Origin of the sequence: Oceanobacillus jordanicus (assembly GCF_022095695.1) — a bacterium.
Taxonomy (GTDB): domain Bacteria; phylum Bacillota; class Bacilli; order Bacillales; family Amphibacillaceae; genus Oceanobacillus_B; species Oceanobacillus_B jordanicus.
The window spans coordinates 284,952-304,578 of the sequence record NZ_JAIFZM010000001.1; the positions used below are offsets into that span (position 1 = coordinate 284,952).

Sequence of the window (19,627 nt, forward strand, 5' to 3'; positions counted from 1 at the left end):
AGTACCTGTTCAGGTTTTTTCGTATGATTGAGCATAAAGCGATTCACGACTTATTTAAACCTAGCGGATAATGGGAGGGTCGATGTACCATTTTTTGCTGTGACCCGATTTTTCCCCGTTTCTTTTGACTGTAACAGTAGATCATCTGCGTAGACGTAGGCCCGTTTTATCTCCGTTTCAGCCCCTGTTTTATAATAATATAACCCAAACGAGGCAGTATAGTTGATGTCTAGCTGTTCTGACTTGTATTCTGTGTGGACTGGACTGCTCTCGACATCCAGTCGTATTTTTTCCAAAAGCTCCACACATTGTTGGAATGAACGGTGCCTAAGGAAGATGGTGAACTCTTCGCCACCACTTCGGATTAAACAGTCATTTCCCTGGAGATTGTTCTGCAATGTAGTAGCATAATGCTGAATCACGTGGTCTCCTACCGCATGATTATACGTATCATTAATTCGTTTAAACGTATCGATATCGGAAACAAGTACCCCGATACATTCACCGCTTTTATTCAATTCCTGCATGATTTTATCCATATAGGTGCGATTATACACTCCTGTTAAGAAATCAGTATACGCCATTTGTTCAAATTGATCTCGCTCCAATTTATGCTGGATCGTTTGAGATTTCACCATGAAAGAGCGACTGACAAGATAGTTCAAAATAAATAGGGCAATTACCATTTCCCATTGCTGTTCCATGAGAAGTAGGACGAGCAACCCATTCGAAAATGCTGTTTTTCCCATGTCAAGCATGCTGCGGCTTCTTAAAAAGTCCCATGCTTCTTTTTTTGAGTTAATATCCCCAGTGAAGGAAAATATGGTAATTAAATATAGATCAGATAGTAAAGAGACAACGATTACAAGTAAAATTACTAATAGCCAAAACCCAAAGGGAATGGTCTGAAATGAAGGGTACAGGGCCTGAAAAAGGAAAAAGGCAATAGAGTTATTTAATGTAAATGCTCCAATATTGTAAAAGGTATGTAGAAATTCATCCGGATCAGCGGTGTTGGAGTATTTACGATTAAGGTAGACAATAAAGCGTTGAACAAATTCAAAAATGAACAGACCAAGCGGACCTGCCAACAGTCCAAAGGAAAGACCGTAAGAGATACCGTAGTCCATGTTTACTTTTCCCTTTTTAACAACAATAGTTAGGTTGGAGTAAAGTGTAGAAAAAAGCCAATATAATAGAATTGCTTTAAAAAACAATGGTTTACTTATTATAATCTCACCATAAAATAGTGCGACAATCAGCGAAACAATGAAAATACTTATTATAAATAGTTTCAGTCGCATACATAATCTTCCTTTCTAGAACGTAGGCATAAAATCCTACTTTCACTTTAATTTTAGCACATTTTTTTCCAATATGTTCGAAATATTATCATAATTATTTATTAATAGGACAGCCTTGTTGTTTATCACAATTATCCTCCGGGTAGAGTTTAGGGGAGAGTCTAGTTACAATACCATTTAACTAACATTTGAGGAGGCTAAGGCGCATGAGTGATAAGCGTAAAGTAGATGGCAACAGTAAAAATGAGCAACTGGAAGAATACCGAGTAGACGACAAAGGAAAAGAGCTAACTACAAATCAAGGATTAAAAGTAGCTGAAGATGAGTTCTCTCTTAAAGCAGGTGAAAGAGGTCCGACGCTAATGGAAGATTTTCATTTCCGTGAGAAGATGACACACTTTGACCATGAGCGTATTCCGGAGCGAATTGTGCATGCACGAGGCTATGCAGCACACGGGGAATTTGAATTATATGAATCAATGAAACCTTATACAAAAGCTAAGTTCTTGCAGGAACCGGGTTCTAAGACGCCGGTCTTTGTTAGATATTCGACTGTAGCCGGATCGAAAGGTTCTGGTGAACTGGCAAGGGATGTACGTGGATTTGCAACCAAATTTTACACAGAAGAAGGAAATTATGACCTTGTTGGCAATAACATTCCTGTATTTTTTATACAGGATGCAGTGAAGTTTCCGGACTTAATTCATGCTGTGAAACCAGAGCCGCATAACGGGATACCGCAGGCGGCATCTGCACACGATACATTTTGGGACTTCGTAGCAAACAATCAGGAAACAGCACACATGATTATGTGGCATTTATCAGATCGGGCAATCCCGAGGAGCTTCCGCATGATGGAAGGGTTCGGAGTACATACTTTCCGTTTTGTGAATGAGGAAGGAAAAGCACATTTTGTAAAGTTTCATTGGAAGCCAAAACTGGGAATCCACTCAACCGTGTGGGACGAAGCACAAAAGATTAATGGGAAGAACCCTGACTTCCATCGTGCTGATTTATATGATGCAATTGAAAGTGGCAATTACCCAGAGTTTGAATTTGGAGTCCAAGTTATCCCTGAAGAAGAAGAGTTTTCGTTTGATTTTGATATTCTTGACCCAACAAAGATTTGGCCAGAAGAAGATGTTCCTGTAAAAATCATTGGTAAGATGACTTTAAATCGGAATGTTGACAATGTATTTGCCGAGACAGAACAGGTTGCCTTCCATCCGGGGCATGTTGTTCCAGGGATTGATTTTACCAACGATCCATTACTACAGGGGAGGTTATTCTCCTATACAGATACACAGTTAATACGTCTTGGAGGACCTAACTTCCATGAACTGCCTATTAATCGACCTGTATGTCCTTTTCATAATAATCAGCGGGATGGGTACGGCAGACACACAATTAATAAAGGCCAAGTAAGTTATCATAAAAACAGCCTAGCTGATAATACTCCTGAGACCGTAGCTCCAAAAGACGGTGGCTATGAACATTACCAAGAGAAGATGGAAGGGAGAAAGGTGAAGGCAAGGAGCAATAGTTTTAAGGATCATTTCTCACAGGCTACATTATTCTGGAATAGCATGAGTAAACCTGAAAAAGAACACATTATAGAGGCTTTTTGCTTTGAGCTTGGGAAGGTGCAAAGCAAAGATGTTCAGCAGCAAGTAGTGGATATGTTTGCAAATGTTAATCTAGATATGGCCAGAGAAATAGCGGACAATATTGGTGTAAAAGAACCGACAGAGGGCGGATCAGAAGTGACAAAGGTTTCTCCAGCCTTAAGTCAGGAAAACAGTACAAAATCCGTGGCAACACGTAAAATCGCTGTGTTACTAGATGAGGGCTATAACGGAGAGGTGGTAAACAATATCGTGCAGCAATTGAAGAAGCAGGGGATGGAACCAGAAATCATTGCTTCGAAATTAGGGAAGTTGAAAACAGACAAAGGTCCTCAACTTGAAGTAGATAATACCTTCCTGACAGTAGATTCTGTCCTATATGACGCCGTTTATGTAGCAGGTGGTGCCGGGCAAGACAAAACCTTCCGGGACAAGGCTGGTTACTTCATGAAAGAGGCCTTTTCACATTTCAAGCCAATTGGTGCTACACATGAGGGAGAGGAACTGTTAAAACATCTCGATATCTCCTCCATAGCTGCTGGTGTAATAACAGAAGATTCTACAGAGAGCTTCGTTTCCCGATTCACAGAGGCTGTAAAACAACACCGTTTCTGGGAAAGAGGTGTAGGATAAAAACAAAATAAACTAGTGCGTTGGTAAGATAAAAGATTCCAGTTATCAAATGTGATAACTGGAATCTTTTGTGTTGTAACATTAATAAAACTGGTTGAAATTGCGGATTTTAATATACCCTGTACTTATTCTTTGTCTGTAAAGAGCGTTACGCTAGGTTCACCGCCATTCTTCTTATAGAAGCGATAAACATAGTCGTCGGTAATAGCTTTAACTTCTTTGCTAAGGAAAAGCATTGGTATCACATTGAAGATGACCACAAAGGCAAGCATCAGATCAAGAAACTGCCAAACAAATTGCAAGCCACCAATTGCTCCAATATATATTGCCACAAGGTATACGATACGCATAGACTTCGCTGCGGTTAAACCTGATAAGAATTCGGCTTGTTTTTCTCCAAAGAATATGAGAATCCCAATCGTGGTAATAACAAAGAACAATAGGAATATAGCAACAAATATGCCACCAAATGTTGTTCCGTAGAAGTCGGAAAAGGCAACGGTAATCATGCTAGAGGCATTTGCTGACTCAACTTTTGTCCATGCACCTGTGATGAGGACAAGGATACCAGATACCGTACATATGACGATGGTATCAATAAAGACACTAAAGACTCCCCAGAAAGCCTGTTTCGAAGGGTGATCTGTCTGTGCAGGAGCATGTGCGATAGGCCCAGTACCTAAACCAGCTTCATTGGAGTACAACCCGCGAGCGATCCCCCAGCGAATGGCCTGAGCAATTGCTGCACCGGCAAATCCTCCTGTTGCAGAGATGGGGGTAAATGCATGGGTGAAAATTAAGCTAAACACAGTTCCTAGCTGGTCCGCATTTGCGATAATCACAATTAAAGCTAGAGTTAGATACGCCAAAACCATAAAAGGGACAAGTTTATCGGTAACGTTGGCAATCCTTTTTATGCCACCAATGATAATGACGCCAATTACAAGAAGTACTCCGATGCCTGTTGCTTGTACTGGCCAATTAAATGCCCCCTGAAGCTGTGTAGCGATTGAGTTTGACTGCACCATAACGCTAGGAATAGCTTCAAGCATTAGAAAGACGGCAAACAGGATGGCTATCGTCTTCCAGCCTAATGCCTTGCGTATATAGTACTGCGGGCCACCTACCCACTCACCTTCTTCATTTTTCTCTCTGTATTTCATACCAAGTACAATCTCACTATACCTCGTAGCCATTCCTATTAAAGCTACCATCCACATCCAAAAAAGGGCACCCGGTCCACCGAGTGAAATGGCTACGGGAACACCAACGATGTTTGTAGCACCGGCTGTTGACGCGAGAGCAGAAGTGAATGCTTGAAAGGGAGTAATGGTTCCCTTGTGTTTGTTCTTTTTAAATACTTGTCCAATTGTCTTGCTAATGATGTGACCAAACATCCGAAATTGAAGGAACTTTAAACGGAAGGTGTACAATAACCCCGTAATGATTAAGAGAAAGGATAATACATAAGTCCAAAAGAAATCGGATATGGTTGCGATTAAATCCTCAAATCCTGTCATGTTGTCATCTCCATTTTTATAATTTGTTTTTCTCCGATACCCGATCATGATAAAAGTTAGTCATTAATTTATTAAGAAATTCATGTTTGCACTATTTGTAAACATGTAAACAATAATGTATACAAAAGTAAACAATAATGAAAACATATATACAAATCTGTTTACAAGCTGATATAACAACGAATGCAAAAATGCACACATGTATACATAAAAGAATGCGAAAATAGTAGGATTGCTATTTTCCAAAAAAACTATTAACCTAGTAATTACGGTTAATGTAATAAGAAAAGCGAGATCGGCCGTTAAGCAATGGACATACTGGAGAGCTGCTGAGGAGATAAAGGAAACCCGCGGAACGAAGAGAAGCGAGGTTGACTTATTGAAGGAAGAAGATCGAAGTATGCAAATTGCTGGGCGAACGAGCTAGACAAAGAAAAGCGAGAAGCCCGTTAAGCAATGTGGAATTGGTGGATTTGCTAGTCTTACTATTATATTTTCCTATCTATATAAAAAGGAGATTTTCTATTATGACAAAATCAAGAATTGCAGCAGTGGATGTAGGAAATGATGCCTTGAAAGCAAACTTTGGAAAAATGGAGAATGACGTCTATATTCCAAATGTGGTTGCACAGGACATGGAGGACCGTCCAGTTATCGGAATAGAAGAATTGGATGAAAAAGATGTATTAGATAATTTACATATTCGTGTACACTCCCCTGCCCTAGAGGAGAACAACGTCGTTTATCGTGTTGGTAATTTAGCTACAAAAACAAATAACTCAACAGAGCTGGACATTGGAAGTAATAAATCCGAAGAGGATCAAACACTTGTAATGCTATTTGCCTCTCTAGCGTTGGATGCAGTAGAATCAGGTGCATTCAAAGCAGGCAAAAACGATGTCATAGATGCCAACTACACGCTTGGTACTGGATTACCATTGCGTGAAGTAAAAGAAGGAAAGGATGTTGGCTACAGATCCCAGCTCCTAGGTTCCGTGCATCAAATTGAATTTTTAATTACACCTAAACATCAAGGTAAAAAAGTAAACATCAAATTTGATGAAGTAAAGGTATATCCAGAAGGCTTCGCTGCCTATGTTAACCTCATCATGGATAATGATCTTAACGTTATCAACAAGGAATTAATTGATAAACAGATTCTTATTCAGGATATTGGTGGTTTATCAACAGATATTGCGGTTATCCGAAATCGTAATGTGGATGACGATAAAGCACAAGGTTTCAATCTAGGTGTATCCGAGTCATTGGAGCAAATTCGCGAAGAAATACGGATTAAGCATGGCGTAGAGCTGGACAGCCGTAGAGATGTGGTTGACATTATAACGAGAAATAATGATAGACACCATATTATGGTAAAGGGAAGCAGAACTAATGTGCATGATATTACAGATCACATCTTGCTCGAGCTCGCCAAGAAGGAATATAGATTCCTCCGTAATGTATGGGCAAAAAACTCTCAATCCGAGATTTGCTATTTTGTTGGAGGGGGCTCTGCTGTTCTTAAAGATTATCTAAAAGCATTAAATAACAAGCTTGATGGGTACAATATCGAGTTCTTTGAAGATGAAAATGAAAGTATCTGGATGATGGCAAATGCTTACTACAAGCTAGTTACAGACTTTGCGAGAAAAGCAGAAAAAGAAAAAGTAAAAGAAGAGACAACTACCACAGCTAAAGCTAAGTAGGGTGAGTGTGCATGACAAAGAAAACAATTGAAAGAGGGCAGTCGATCACATTCCGTGTGCCTTCTGATACACCTGATTATCTTTTAAAGCAGCTACAACAATTAAAGGAAACGGCGCGCAGAAACTTCTCAAGTGAAATTGCGCAATTTGTCTTGAAGGGGTTAAATGAGGATCATACAAGGGAACGGGAAACCATTACCGTTCCCCTCCCCCAAAAGCTAACAAAAGAACAAAAAAGCTGGCTCAAGCATGAACATTCGGAAGCGCTGATCGGAAGTCTTATCTATCAGTTATTAAGTGATCCAATGCGTGCTACAACCTTGCTTGCTTCACTTAACAGAGACGCTTATGATCTAGATGAAGAACCACCTACGTATGAGGCTAAGGAGCAAACGAAGAAAGAAGAGTTCCAGCTTCCGAAAAATGTGGAGTTTGACTTAGATGATGTCGATATAGATGGCTTGGAGATAGAGCCAACAGAGAGTGTGAAGCAAGAGCAAGAAGAGGAAAATCCCTTAGGTGACTTCTTTGCCAGTATGAATAAATAGAAAGCTGTCATGATAAGTGAGCATACTTATTATGGCAGTTTTTTTTGTACTCGGAAAAGAATACAATTTAGTGGCCTTACATATTAAGGACACGTAAACGTTTGCTAAAGGAAGAGCAACGTTAACCACAAATATGTTAATACATTCACTTTCGTAATGAAAAATATAAATTAAATAAGCTATCTTCGAAAACTTTTGTGAGATTTTTAAGGTATATAGAGTAGAACGTTATCTAAAAGGAGGATTGGCGCTGTTGATGGATAGAGAAAGCAAGCTCATAAAGAAGATTAAAAAAGGCGATCAGCGAGCGTTTAAGAAACTGTATGACGTGTATGCCGACTACTCGCTCCGGACAGCGTATGGCATTACTGGAAATCAGGCTGACGCAGCTGATATTGTGCAAGAAGTTTTTATTAAATTATACCGAAACATACACTTATTCGATATGAAAAGACCATTTAAGCCATGGTTTTATCAATTATTAGTAAATGAGGCAAGGCGGTATATTGGAAAAAAGGCAAAGCAGGCAATCAGTGTGGAGTCAGAAGAATTACTTGATTATTTGCATACAGGCACAGAAGATGAAGTGGATTTTGAGGATCTCGAAATCGCAATGGATAAACTGGAAGAAAACCACCGTACTGTACTCATATTAAAATACCTGAACGATTTTACAGAAAAGGAAATAGCTGAAATTCTTGAGTTGAATCTAAATACTGTTAAATCACGACTGTATAAAGCGCGAAGGAAGCTGAAAACGTTAATGGGGGGTGTCGCAGATGAGAAATAAACAACAATTTGATGATAAATTGCGAGAAGAAATGCAAAAACGTATTCACGTTGATTCCGAACTAAAAGAAGAAACATGGAACAAAATTCATCAAAATATATTTGAAGCTAAACGCCCAAGCAAATCGAAGAAGAAAAGCTTCGTTGCGGCATTAGGCACTATAGCAGCAATCATACTCCTTACGTTCGGGCTTATGACAGATACTGGCCAGGCGATGATTCAAAATTTGAAAGATATGTTTGTAGAGGAAAAACAGGAAGAAATTGAAATAGAAGGTCAAAAGGAAGAGAGCAACACCCAACTGGAAACGAATGAAGCATTACGCTATGTCATCTATGTCGACGAAGACAGATACAAAATGGTCAAAGGAGAGGAAGTTGACCGTATCGAAACAAAGGAGCCGTTAGGTGATCGTTATCCTGATGTTTATATGGAGATTAGTCGAAGAGAGAATACGACAACGGAAGACGTTTTGCAAGATATCGAACAAGAAATCACAGCTGACGGATTAGAAGTAGTTAGGCAGGAGCATGTAACAGAGCCGATTGAAGCAGAAGTAATTCAAGGGATGGGAAAGAAAACAACGAACGAATCTGGCAAAACAGGGCATCAATGGGATACGCCAATTCACCGATACTATGTGACAGAAACAAGAGAAAACCAAGTGTTTGTTATTAAACAGGCATATTTCTTGGAGGCGGAAGAAGGGCACGGAGCACGTTTTCATTATATGTTGGAGAGCTTTGAAATAGTGGAATAGAAGAGGAGTGTTAACATGTGTGGTTTTGTTGGGATTTTATTAAAAGAGGATGCACTACAATTCAGCCCAGATCATTTAGACGAAATTAAGGCTAGTAGCGAGCTGATTCACCATCGCGGCCCTGATGAGGATGGATTCTATTACGATTCTACTATAGCCCTCTCATTTAAGCGATTAAGTATAATTGATCATGAAGGTGGCCAACAACCATGGGCATTTGGAGAAGATCGCTATCGTATGGTCTTTAATGGTGAAATTTATAACTTTACACAATTACGCTCACAACTTGAGGAAAAAGGCTATGAGTTTATTACAAAGTCAGATACAGAGGTAGTTGGTGCAATGTTTTTAGATAAGGGAGTAGATGCTTTTGTAGAATTACGGGGAATGTTTTCTATTCTAATATGGGATAGACAAGAAAAAGTAATATATGGTGCAAGAGACGCCTTTGGAATTAAACCATTCTACTATACGGAGAGTGACAGCGAGCTTATACTGGCATCCGAAAAAAAGAGCATTACCTATTTATCTCAACAGCAAACAATAAATCACAGAGCATTACAACATTATATGTCATTTCAGTATGTACCAGATCCGATGAGTCTAACAGAAGGGATAAACCGTTTAGAGCCGGGCCACTATTTTATAAAAGAATGGAAAGAGCCTATTAAAAAACAACGTTATTTTCATGCAACCTTTGAGCCGGTAATAGGGAATGAACAACAAATTATTCGTTGTGTCCGAGACGTGCTCATTGACTCCGTTGAAAAACATATGCAAAGCGATGCGCCACTGGGAGCCTTTTTATCTGGCGGAATCGATTCGACTTTTATTGTTGCACTTGCGAAAGAAATTAATCCGCACATTAAAACCTTTTCGGTAGGGTTTGAGGAGAACGGTTACTCCGAGGTTTCTATTGCAGAAAGAAGTGCCGAAGCAATGGGGGTACAAAATTCCAGCTATCATATCACGGCAGAAGAATATGTGAATGCGTTGCCTAAGATAATGTGGCACATGGATGACCCATTGGCAGATCCGGCTTGTGTACCGCTTTATTTTGTTGCACAAGAGGCGGGGAGGCATGTGAAGGCAGTTCTTTCTGGTGAAGGGGCAGATGAGCTCTTTGGTGGCTACAACATTTACCGCGAATCCGAATCTTTAAAGGTCTTTGATTATATGCCAAAGAAGCTGCTCCAACTCTTAAATCGGCTAGCGGCTATTTTCCCAGAAGGGACGAAAGGAAAAAGCTTTCTAGAACGTGGAACGACACCACTTGAAAAACGGTACATTGGGAATGCCAAAATGTTTGAGGAAGCGGATAAGGAGCAATTACTTCAACACTATTATAAAGAAGCGAGGTATGAAAAATGGACTTCACTACTGTATCGACATGTGGAGAATTCCCATAAGGTTCATCAGATGCAGTATATCGATATACACACATGGCTTCCGGGTGATATTTTGCTCAAAGCAGATAAAATGACTATGGCACATTCGCTTGAACTTCGGGTTCCTTTTTTAGATAAGGAAGTATTCGAGATTGCAAGACGTCTACCGGTGGAAGCCAACTTTACATCTGGTACCACTAAATCAATCCTACGAAAGGCAGCCGAGGGGATTGTTCCAGAACATGTGGTGGATCGAAGAAAATTAGGATTTCCTGTGCCAATCAGGGACTGGTTAAGAAACGAACTGTATGATTGGGCTAAAAAGCTTATAAGTGAAAGCGAGACCAGCCACTTGTTAAATAAGCAGGTTGCCATGGAGTTATTGGATGTTCATGCTACCGGTAGAAGGGATTATTCCCGTAAGCTTTGGACAGTTCTTATGTTCATGCAATGGCATCAAGTGTTTGTTGAAAAGGAATATGATGCAAGTGCATTCATTACACTTCAACAGCCTGCTAAGATGACTTCCTAATATAGGCATAATAAAAATGTTGTGTGTCAAACTAACTCTATTAACTATAGGTTATAGGAGTTGTTAAAATGGAATTTGATTGGATATGGAAGTCAATCATCATTGTATTAGGTGGAACATTCCTATTACGGTTAGCAGGAAGAAAATCAATCTCACAAATGACATTGACCCAGACGGTTATTATGATTGGGATTGGCTCCCTTCTAATACAACCACTGGCTGGGGAAGACATTTGGGTCACACTTGGTGTAGGAACGGTGCTAGTTCTAACATTGATTGCAATGGAATTTATTCAAATAAAAGGGGACTTTTTTGAAAATCTTATTACAGGTAAATCCAAGGTACTAATAAAAGATGGTGTTATTCAAGAAGCGAATTTGAAGAAGCTACGGTTAACGGTAGATCAATTGGAAATGAATCTGCGACAAAAAAATGTCCAGCGGATTAATGACGTTCAATGGGCAACACTTGAGCCTAATGGCCAGGTTGGCTTCACCTTAAAGCCGGATTCCCAACCAGTAACAAAAAAGGAGTTTCAACAGCTGGCTAATGATATAAAGAATTATTTACAAACGATGACACCAACGAAGGAAGTAGAACAGCTACGTAACCAGCTAGCGTCTTTATCAGCCCAGGTTCAACAATCTAATGTTGATTCAGAGGGGCTTTTCAAGGAAGTGCAATCTAAGCATCATGAGAATCCACCACCAAAACGGTTGCAGTAATCAATCTCTTAAAGGATTAGAGTCAGATAAAAGAACAGCATGAGATTATAATGTGCTATTGGTTCCCCCCCTAACGTTTAATTTATGTTAAGGGGGGGGATAAAGTCAAAAATAGATTTTCAGCTTATCTTATCTATCAAACAGCGCTTTCATGTCGACATTTTCCCTCTTTTCGGGCGGTGTCTCAAACATAGGTTTCTTTTTAAAACCAAAAGCGCCGGCTATAAGATTACGGGGAAAGGTAGAAATCAGCTGATTATACTTCCCTGTATGGGAATTAAAATTGCGACGTGCTGCTTGAATTTGTTCTTCGATATTATTGATCGAACGCTGAATGTGCAGGTAGTTCTCATTAAACTGGATTTCCGGGTAGCTTTCCATGTTCATCATAATATTAGGCATTTCTTGCTGAAGGGTATTGTGCGCTTTAATTTTTTTATTCATATTAGGCGCATTCATGACACCTGCTCTTAACGCTGTTACATCTTTCAATACTTCCATTTCTTTATCCGTTGCAACTCGAGCTGTTTGAACCAGATTATCCAGCTCATCTACTCGCTTCATTAAAAAAGCATCCAAATCACTAAAAGCATTTTCCACATTTACTTCCTGTTTCTTCATCTTGTTATAGCTCAAGATAAAAAATAAGATAAAAGTAACTGCTACAGCTACAATAATTATCATGCCAGTATCCATATAAACCCTCCTCGTTACGCTTTATTCCTTATTCCATATTCTTAAATTAAGATTTAGTTCATCCACTAGTTCTAGGGCAATATTAATGTCGTGAAAGTAACCCTTCATTACTTCTTTCGTTAAAGGCAAATAGATGCTGAAGGTAAAATGCTCTTTTTCTGTTGGTAACAAGAAATACATTTTGCCATCCTTAAAAGAGAAGTAAGGTGGATTTACAAAGTTTAATTGTGGGGAGTACCGTGCATTCATCGCAATCCGAGATGCTTCTTTAAATGAAGCTGGTTTGGGGATCTCTTTTGTTCGATCCCGTGTTGTAAAGGAAAGTAGCCTGTTCATGAAATTTGGTGTCAGGATATATCTCGCTGTAATCTGATCTGTTGTTCGAACATCAAAAGTATCCATAAAGTCGATGTCTTCCAGTTCTACCTCTTCTAACCTACCCTTACTGTTCTTTTTCTGCTTCTTCGCAACCGTCCGGTCATTTTGTGGGGTGACAATGGTAAGCCCCTCAAAATCTTTATTGAAATCAGCCACAAAAAAGAGGCCTTTGAATAGTGGACGGATACGTTGCTTTTTCTTACCTTCTCTATCTTTAAATGGAACAACATGGAAGGCTTTAACTTCCGAAAACATTAGTTCCGTTTTAGGTTGTCTGTTACCCGACGGATTTCCTTCTACACTGCTGCCTACACTTCCTTTAATAAAGTCATCCCCACTATACCGATTTGGGTCGATATCGAAAATGTTCGAGTTAATAAAATCCTCTTGCGGAACGTATCTTCTTCGAGAATAAGTAAATCTTCGGTTAATAAATTTCACAATATCTGTGACAAGCTCTTCCTTTATCTTTTTTTCAAGTTCCCTACGATTTCTTTCTATATCTTTAAAAAGAAAGGTACAAATAAAAAGGATGCCAAAAAATAGGTAGCCTATAATAAAAGGCCAAAAGAAATAGCTTAATAGTAATACGACAACAGCGGGCAATAGTTTCATTGCCTGCTTTTTGGTCAGGCCTATTGCTTTTCTTCTTTCAGCTTCCAGACGTTCAACATCGCTTTTTAGCTCTTCTTCATAATACGCATCAAATTCTTCCTCTGTTTTTGCAAACCGCTCAAGCTGGTATGCCTCATCCCACTTTTTCATCCGTTTCCTCTCCCGCTTTTTATTATGGATAGTATAGCAAATTATCCCAATAATCTAGGGAGAAATATAAAAAATAATCCAAAAGCACTATGCGCCAAGTCTTGTTTATCCTGATGGAAACAAAGGGAAATAATAAAGTGAAACTGCAACCAGTAGGAGTTTTACGGACGGTTGCTTCGGATAAACAACAGCAAATGAGGAGGAGAGGACATATGAACCACAAGAATGAAGGGAGAAAAATGCCATTCACATCTGTCGGGAGTGGAAACGTACAATTAGTAGCTGATAAGGTGCACTGCTATACAAACCAAATTGTGAACGTGTGTTATGTAGGTGATAAAAAGGAATGGGTGCTGGTTGATGCAGGGATGCCAGGTTCCGCTTCTAAAATTAAGGCAGAGGCAGAGCAGTTGTTTGGAGAAGGAGCAAAGCCAAAGGCAATTATTTTAACACATGGACACTTTGACCATGTAGGTTCTGTAGTAGAGCTTGTAGAGGAGTGGGGTGTGCCGGTTTATGCTCACCCCTTAGAAGTTCCATACCTAACAGGTGAAACGCGTTACAATGAACCCGATCCAAGCGTGTCAGGTGGCATGGTGGCAAAGTTATCTGCATTCTTCCCAAATAGACCAGTCGATCTATCAGGGCACATCCATAAGTTGCCACACGATGGGACGATTCCATTCATGCCTGGTTGGCAATGGATCCATACCCCTGGCCATACACCAGGACATATTTCTGCATTTCGTTTTACTGATAAGACGTTAATTGCAGGGGATGCGTTTACAACAGTAAAACAGGAAGATATGTTGGAGGTAGTACAACAGAAGTTGGAGATTCATGGGCCACCAAGGTATTTTACGCCTGATTGGGAGGCTGCAGAAGTGTCAGTGAAAAAATTAGTACATCTAAAACCACTTCATGGTGTCACGGGGCATGGTGTACCTGTTTCGGGTGACAAGTTGCTTGATGGGTTAACATATCTAGCTGATCATTTTAAAGAGATAGCCGTTCCGAATCACGGACGATATGTAGAAGGAGAGAAATAAGCAAAAATTGAGGGAAACACAAATGCCGAATGGTAGTTGAGCATTAATAAGTGCTAAAATTCATTCGGCATGTTTTAATAGAATCCCTCCTCTCTATTAACTAGAAAAATGGTTGAGAGAGAAAAAATATTTTTTAAATAGATAATGGGTGAAAAACAACGAAATGATAAGAAAACCTAGATTTTTATGAGCATTTTTGGAGTTCTTCTTTGCTTGATTTCGCTTTTGCAATATGGTAGTCTTTAAATACAAGATATTGGTGATTGTAAAGAAAAAAACACTATATATAGTGTTTTTTATAGTTTATAATATATTAGCAACATGATTAAAACACCCGAAAACGGCGCTGAAAAGCATAATAGCGCACGTTCTACTTTACCATAAAACAACCTAGAAAAGGTAGTTAAATTTTAGTGAACTTCTAGTTTTGCTTAACGTTTTGAATCTCCGTGTGTACTCTCGGTTAAAAACCGTTCATTATTAGTCTGATGAGCGGTTTTATATTGAGAAAACTAGGGGAAGTAATTACATAGATTAAGAGGAGGATTCATCGTGAATACCGTAATTCTATCCAATGAAGAAAAAATAATGCAGCTAATTGACGAGGCAGCACAAGGTTTGAATGTGAATACAGAGGCTTATAAGCAAAAAGCAGCAAAAGCCATTCATGCTGAAATGACTGATGAAAAAGTGACAGATACACTTGTTAAAAATGCGCTGGAAAATATTGATGAAGCAGCACCTGAATGGACATATCTAGCAAGTAGAATCTATCTGAATCGTCTTTATCGTCTTGCGGGTGAAAACCGCCATTACGCACCTGAGAAAAAATACGGGGATCTATACGAATTGATCCAGACACTAACAAATGAAGGGGTTTATGCATCAAACCTGCTAGATAAGTACAGCAAAGCGGAAATTGATCAGTTTGCGAACATGATCGCCCCTGAAAGAGATCTGTTATTTAACTATTTAGGACTGCACACCATTGCAACACGTTACCTTGCAACAGATCATGAAAAGAATATCTACGAGCTGCCACAGGAACGTTGGATGGTTATTGCGATGTATCTTATGCAAGATGAGAAATCCTCCCAAAGAGAGCAACTTGTTACAGAAGCGTATTGGGCTTTAAGTAACTTATATATGACAGTGGCAACACCAACGCTAACAAATGCAGGGAAAACACATGGCCAATTATCCAGCTGTTTTATCGACACAGTAGACGATAGCCTGCAATCCATCTATGACAGTAATACAGATATCGCCAAGTTATCAAAAAACGGTGGCGGAATCGGTGTTTATATGGGTAAAATTCGTGGTCGTGGTAGCTCAATCAAAGGCTACAAAGGCATGTCAAGCGGTGTCGTGCCGTGGATTAAGCAATTAAATAATACGGCAGTCAACGTCGATCAGCTAGGGACAAGAAAAGGTGCGATCGCAATCTATCTTGACGTTTGGCATCATGACATTGAAGCATTCCTTGACCTTAAGTTGAATAACGGCGATGACCGAATGCGCGCACATGACATTTTCACTGGTGTTTGCCTTCCAGACTATTTCATGGAGCAGGTAGAAAACAGGGGAGACTGGTATCTATTTGATCCACATGAAGTCCGTGAAGTAATGGGATATTCCCTCGAAGATTTCTATGATGAAGAAAAAGGCGATGGCGAATGGCGCAGGAAGTATGAAGAGTGTGTACAGTCCGATCTTCTTACAAAGAAACAAGTACCTGCTATTTCGATTATGAAACGCATCATGAAGTCACAATTAGAATCAGGTACACCATTCATGTTCTACCGTGACGAAGTAAATAGACAGAACAGTAACGAGCATAATGGCATGATTTACTGTTCAAACCTTTGTACAGAAATAACGCAGAATCAGTCGCCGACTGAATTTCTGGAAGAATACGTGGAGAATGAAGATACTATCGTTAAGAAGTATAAAGCGGGCGATTATGTTGTATGTAATCTAAGTTCCATTAACCTAGGTAAAGCTGTTCCTGACGGTGTTTTAGACCGCCTTATTAAAATTCAGGTTCGCATGCTTGATAACGTTATTGATATAAACACATTGCCAATCAAGCAAACGCAAATGACAAACCAAAAATACCGTGCTATCGGACTTGGAACATTTGGCTGGCATCACCTTCTAGCATTGAAGAACATGAAGTGGGAGACAGAGGAAGCTGTTCAATTTGCAGATGACCTTTATGAACAGGTTGCTTATCTGACAGTTAAAAACAGTATGGAATTAAGTAAGGAAAAAGGCAGCTATCCAGCATTTGCCGGAAGTAACTGGGAAACAGGAAGATATTTCACGAAAAAAGGTTATACCGACGAGAAGTGGACTGCATTAAAAGAAGAAGTTGCAGAAAACGGGATGCGAAATGGTTATCTTATGGCGGTTGCGCCGAACTCAACTACAGCTATGATTGCAGGCTCAACAGCAAGTATTGATCCGATTTTCAAGGCCTTCTACAACGAAGAGAAGAAGGACTTTAAAATTCCAACAACGGCACCTGACTTAAACCATAATACGTACGATATCTATCGTCGTTCTGCGTATATCGTAGACCAACGCTGGTCTATTAAGCAAAATGCTGCAAGACAAAAACATATTGATCAAAGCATTTCATTTAACTTTTATGTGCCAAATACAATAAAAGCATCTGTTTTACTTGATCTTCATATGCGCGCTTGGAGCGAAGGATTGAAAACAACCTATTATGTCCGTTCTACATCCAACGATGTCGAAGAATGTGAGTGGTGTCAAAGTTGAATGCACTAATAGCGTATCTTTCTTATAGTAGTAATACAAAAGAGGTAGCGGAACTTATTGGAGAACAGCTGGAGGCTGAGGGCCTTCAGCTGGATGTTCACCGAATTGGTATCGACCAGCCTGTAGATGCGCAGCATTATGATTTTATTTTTCTTGGAACTTTTACGTGGGATATGGGTTCCACCCCTGATGAAGTGAAGGACTTTGTGCTCGAAGTCGGCTACAAGCCTGAAAATGTAGCTGTCTTTGGCACAGGGGATACCCAGTTTGGGGGCGACGCGCTGTTTTGTAAGGCAGTAGATAAGCTCACAACATTTTATCACAGTAAATGGGCTGGACTAAAAATCGAACAATCCCCCCGTGGCAGCCAAGAAAAGAAAGTAAAGAACTGGGTGGAAGGAGTACTTAATTATGCAAGAAGCTATGCTTAAAAAAGCTAAAACACTAGAGCCGTTAAACCCAAACAAATCGACGGGAATTTTCGGTGGGAAATCCAGCGGCATATTAAACTGGAATGACATTGCCTACCCACACTGGTACAAGATGTACAAGCGACTGATCGGAAACTATTGGCAAGCAGATGAGGTCAATATGTCCAGTGATGTAAAACAGTTTGCTTCACTGGATAAGTCTGAGCAAGATGCCTATTTAAAAATCATTGGTCTCTTGTCAACATTGGACGCACCTCAAACACGTACAGCATTATTGCTTTCTTTGTATGCGAGTGATGCTTCTGTTCAATCGATTATGGCAGTAATCGCCCAGCAGGAAGCAGTGCATAATGAAAGTTATTCTTATGTGTTGTCTTCTGTTGTTTCCTTGGATGAACAGAATGAGGCATTTCAGCTTGGGCGGAAAGACCCCATTCTTCTAAAGCGAAATGAGAATCTCGTTAAGCAATACAATGCTTTTGTGGAAGAACCAACAATGGAAAACATTTTGAAAACGATTGTCTACACTTCATTACTTGAAGGGATGTTCTTCTATTCTGGGTTTGCCTTTTTCTATAATTTGGCTCGACATAATAAAATGGTCGGGACGTCTACGATGATTAGTTATATTAACCGGGATGAGCTAGAGCATGGCCGATTTATCGCGGAACTATTCCGGGCAGCATTGGATGAAAACCCTTCTTATAATACCCCAGAGTTCATTGAATGGGTATATGAGCAATTTAAAGAATCTGTTGACTTAGAAATCGAATGGTCCACTTATGTCCTAAAAGATGTAGAAGGAATCGATTTGGACGAGATGGCAGGGTATGTTAAATACCGTGCCAACAAAATGCTTCGGATGCTTGGATTAAGCGAGATTTATCCAGAGAACTTAGAGAATCCTATGAAGTGGATTCGCGCTTATGTGGATAACTTTGATGGTACAAAAACGGATTTCTTTGAACAGAAATCAAGACAATATACCAAAACAAGTGACCTAAACGGTTTTGATGACTTGTAAAATGATCGTTTAAATAAAGATGCTTGGATAATCTCCAAGCATCTTTGCTATATGAATCGAATCCTTATTCATCTGTACGTAATGTAACGACAACAATTTCGGGGCGGTTAAAAACTCTTAGTGGAAAAAGGCTGTTTCCGAGTCCTCTATTTACAATCATTGTCGTGTCGTTTGCTATATGTTCACCGGAAGTATACGTAGGTAATAGCCCTTGATTCGGGGCAATTAAACCACCTATAAATGGAATTCTAACCTGTCCTCCGTGAGCATGTCCTGAAAACACCAAGTCAATCCCATAGTTACTATAAAGAGATAATAATTCTGGTCTATGGGATAATAAAACTTGAAACGTCTCCTCATCGTCAACATCTTTTAAAGCACTCTCAATATAATTTCCGGTTGTCACGACGTCAGACTCAACACCACTGTTATGTGATGGATCATCCACTCCTATTAGTCTAATTTTCTCTGACCCTAGAGTGATTTCCTCTGTTGTATTTCTCATCACATGTACACCAGTATTTTTTAACTTTTCCTCTAATGAATTGAATTTCTGTGACCGCCATTCGTGGTTTCCTGTTACATAATACACTGGGGCAATTTCCACAATTTTTTCCATCAACTTGATACTAGGTTTCTCATCATATCGCCTTGAATCTATTACATCACCTGTAAATACAATGACATCTGGCTCTGCCTTTTTAATTTTTTCGACTAGGTAGCTTTGATCATCCCCAAAAGACTTGTTATGTAAATCAGATAGTTGCACAATTTTATATCCATCAAACACTTCTGGCAGGTTATCCGATTGTTTCGTATGTTTACTGATTACGATAGAATTGTTTTGATAATAAAAGAATACGATTAACAAAACGATCCCAATAAACACGTATAACCACCACTTTCTCAATATCTTTTTCAATGTGTCTCTCCTTTGTTATTTATCATGAATTACTTTAAAGGTGA

16 protein-coding genes are annotated in these 19,627 nt (G+C 39.5%); 11 read left to right on the forward strand and 5 right to left on the reverse strand.

All coding sequences use genetic code 11. From position 1 onward, the window contains the following. Positions 1-50: 50 nt before the first annotated feature. Positions 51-1,304: a GGDEF domain-containing protein gene (locus tag K3T81_RS01390; RefSeq protein ID WP_238017726.1), complete on the reverse strand. Its 1,254-nt coding sequence runs from the start codon at positions 1,302-1,304 to the stop codon at positions 51-53. Between the two features lie 206 nt (positions 1,305-1,510). Here K3T81_RS01390 and K3T81_RS01395 point away from each other — a divergent pair, with 206 nt between their 5' ends. Then, on the forward strand, positions 1,511-3,562 hold the full coding sequence (locus K3T81_RS01395) for a catalase (RefSeq protein WP_238017728.1): 2,052 nt from the start codon (positions 1,511-1,513) through the stop codon (positions 3,560-3,562). Between the two features lie 125 nt (positions 3,563-3,687). Here K3T81_RS01395 and K3T81_RS01400 read toward each other — a convergent pair whose 3' ends face one another. Then, positions 3,688-5,082, reverse strand: a complete 1,395-nt coding sequence (locus K3T81_RS01400; RefSeq protein ID WP_238017730.1) for an alanine/glycine:cation symporter family protein — start codon at positions 5,080-5,082, stop codon at positions 3,688-3,690. A gap of 527 nt (positions 5,083-5,609) precedes the next feature. Between K3T81_RS01400 and K3T81_RS01405 the strand changes: the two genes are divergently transcribed. From K3T81_RS01405 to K3T81_RS01430, 6 genes are all read left to right on the forward strand, one after another. Then, complete coding sequence (locus K3T81_RS01405; protein WP_058949601.1) at positions 5,610-6,788, forward strand: ParM/StbA family protein; 1,179 nt, start codon at positions 5,610-5,612, stop codon at positions 6,786-6,788. 11 nt (positions 6,789-6,799) lie between these two features. Beyond that, positions 6,800-7,336 carry a hypothetical protein gene (locus tag K3T81_RS01410; RefSeq protein ID WP_106898158.1) on the forward strand — a complete coding sequence of 179 codons (537 nt, stop codon included), beginning with the start codon at positions 6,800-6,802 and terminating at the stop codon, positions 7,334-7,336. Between the two features lie 256 nt (positions 7,337-7,592). Then, entirely contained in the window at positions 7,593-8,126 is a 534-nt protein-coding gene (locus tag K3T81_RS01415; RefSeq protein ID WP_238017957.1) for an RNA polymerase sigma factor, read from the forward strand. Beyond that, entirely contained in the window at positions 8,116-8,886 is a 771-nt protein-coding gene (locus K3T81_RS01420) for a hypothetical protein (protein WP_238017732.1), read from the forward strand. Before K3T81_RS01415 ends, K3T81_RS01420 begins: the two co-directional genes overlap by 11 nt. A 15-nt stretch (positions 8,887-8,901) precedes the next feature. Continuing rightward, positions 8,902-10,806 (forward strand): asparagine synthase (glutamine-hydrolyzing), encoded by a 1,905-nt coding sequence (gene asnB / locus K3T81_RS01425; protein WP_238017734.1) that lies wholly within the window; start codon positions 8,902-8,904, stop codon positions 10,804-10,806. 68 nt (positions 10,807-10,874) lie between these two features. Continuing rightward, on the forward strand, positions 10,875-11,531 hold the full coding sequence (locus tag K3T81_RS01430) for a DUF421 domain-containing protein (RefSeq protein ID WP_238017736.1): 657 nt from the start codon (positions 10,875-10,877) through the stop codon (positions 11,529-11,531). A gap of 129 nt (positions 11,532-11,660) precedes the next feature. On the opposite strand, the gene K3T81_RS01435 is transcribed toward K3T81_RS01430, so the two are convergent. Both K3T81_RS01435 and K3T81_RS01440 read right to left on the reverse strand, forming a co-directional pair. Then, positions 11,661-12,227 (reverse strand): LemA family protein, encoded by a 567-nt coding sequence (locus tag K3T81_RS01435; RefSeq protein ID WP_238017738.1) that lies wholly within the window; start codon positions 12,225-12,227, stop codon positions 11,661-11,663. Positions 12,228-12,248: 21 nt separating this feature from the next. Further along, the gene (locus K3T81_RS01440) at positions 12,249-13,370 is read right to left on the reverse strand and encodes a DUF3137 domain-containing protein (protein WP_238017740.1); all 1,122 of its coding nucleotides are present in this window, start codon (positions 13,368-13,370) and stop codon (positions 12,249-12,251) included. A 212-nt stretch (positions 13,371-13,582) separates the two neighbouring features. On the opposite strand from K3T81_RS01440, the gene K3T81_RS01445 reads away from it, so the two are divergent. The 4 genes from K3T81_RS01445 to K3T81_RS01460 all read left to right on the forward strand — a co-directional run bounded on the left by K3T81_RS01445 (position 13,583) and on the right by K3T81_RS01460 (position 18,661). Next, a complete protein-coding gene (locus K3T81_RS01445) occupies positions 13,583-14,419 on the forward strand; it encodes an MBL fold metallo-hydrolase (RefSeq protein WP_238017742.1) in 837 nt (278 codons plus the stop codon). A gap of 588 nt (positions 14,420-15,007) precedes the next feature. Continuing rightward, positions 15,008-17,206, forward strand: a complete 2,199-nt coding sequence (locus K3T81_RS01450) for a ribonucleoside-diphosphate reductase subunit alpha (RefSeq protein WP_238017958.1) — start codon at positions 15,008-15,010, stop codon at positions 17,204-17,206. Continuing rightward, positions 17,203-17,637 (forward strand): flavodoxin, encoded by a 435-nt coding sequence (locus K3T81_RS01455; RefSeq protein WP_238017744.1) that lies wholly within the window; start codon positions 17,203-17,205, stop codon positions 17,635-17,637. Before K3T81_RS01450 ends, K3T81_RS01455 begins: the two co-directional genes overlap by 4 nt. Continuing rightward, the gene (locus tag K3T81_RS01460; RefSeq protein WP_036577682.1) at positions 17,618-18,661 is read left to right on the forward strand and encodes a ribonucleotide-diphosphate reductase subunit beta; all 1,044 of its coding nucleotides are present in this window, start codon (positions 17,618-17,620) and stop codon (positions 18,659-18,661) included. The genes K3T81_RS01455 and K3T81_RS01460 overlap by 20 nt, the downstream gene beginning before the upstream one ends. Positions 18,662-18,725: 64 nt before the next feature. On the opposite strand, the gene K3T81_RS01465 is transcribed toward K3T81_RS01460, so the two are convergent. After that, positions 18,726-19,583 carry a metallophosphoesterase gene (locus K3T81_RS01465; RefSeq protein ID WP_238017746.1) on the reverse strand — a complete coding sequence of 286 codons (858 nt, stop codon included), beginning with the start codon at positions 19,581-19,583 and terminating at the stop codon, positions 18,726-18,728. Between the last annotated feature and the right edge of the window lie 44 nt (positions 19,584-19,627).

Excerpts from the sequence above, each read along its gene's own strand:
- K3T81_RS01390 (WP_238017726.1), bottom strand. The coding sequence starts at position 1,304 with ATGCGACTGAAACTATTTATAATAAGTATTTTCATTGTTTCGCTGATT.
- K3T81_RS01395 (WP_238017728.1), top strand. The coding sequence starts at position 1,511 with ATGAGTGATAAGCGTAAAGTAGATGGCAACAGTAAAAATGAGCAACTG.
- K3T81_RS01400 (WP_238017730.1), bottom strand. The coding sequence starts at position 5,082 with ATGACAGGATTTGAGGATTTAATCGCAACCATATCCGATTTCTTTTGG.
- K3T81_RS01405 (WP_058949601.1), top strand. The coding sequence starts at position 5,610 with ATGACAAAATCAAGAATTGCAGCAGTGGATGTAGGAAATGATGCCTTG.
- K3T81_RS01410 (WP_106898158.1), top strand. The coding sequence starts at position 6,800 with ATGACAAAGAAAACAATTGAAAGAGGGCAGTCGATCACATTCCGTGTG.
- K3T81_RS01415 (WP_238017957.1), top strand. The coding sequence starts at position 7,593 with ATGGATAGAGAAAGCAAGCTCATAAAGAAGATTAAAAAAGGCGATCAG.
- K3T81_RS01420 (WP_238017732.1), top strand. The coding sequence starts at position 8,116 with ATGAGAAATAAACAACAATTTGATGATAAATTGCGAGAAGAAATGCAA.
- asnB (WP_238017734.1), top strand. The coding sequence starts at position 8,902 with ATGTGTGGTTTTGTTGGGATTTTATTAAAAGAGGATGCACTACAATTC.
- K3T81_RS01430 (WP_238017736.1), top strand. The coding sequence starts at position 10,875 with ATGGAATTTGATTGGATATGGAAGTCAATCATCATTGTATTAGGTGGA.
- K3T81_RS01435 (WP_238017738.1), bottom strand. The coding sequence starts at position 12,227 with ATGGATACTGGCATGATAATTATTGTAGCTGTAGCAGTTACTTTTATC.
- K3T81_RS01440 (WP_238017740.1), bottom strand. The coding sequence starts at position 13,370 with ATGAAAAAGTGGGATGAGGCATACCAGCTTGAGCGGTTTGCAAAAACA.
- K3T81_RS01445 (WP_238017742.1), top strand. The coding sequence starts at position 13,583 with ATGAACCACAAGAATGAAGGGAGAAAAATGCCATTCACATCTGTCGGG.
- K3T81_RS01450 (WP_238017958.1), top strand. The coding sequence starts at position 15,008 with ATGCAGCTAATTGACGAGGCAGCACAAGGTTTGAATGTGAATACAGAG.
- K3T81_RS01460 (WP_036577682.1), top strand. The coding sequence starts at position 17,618 with ATGCAAGAAGCTATGCTTAAAAAAGCTAAAACACTAGAGCCGTTAAAC.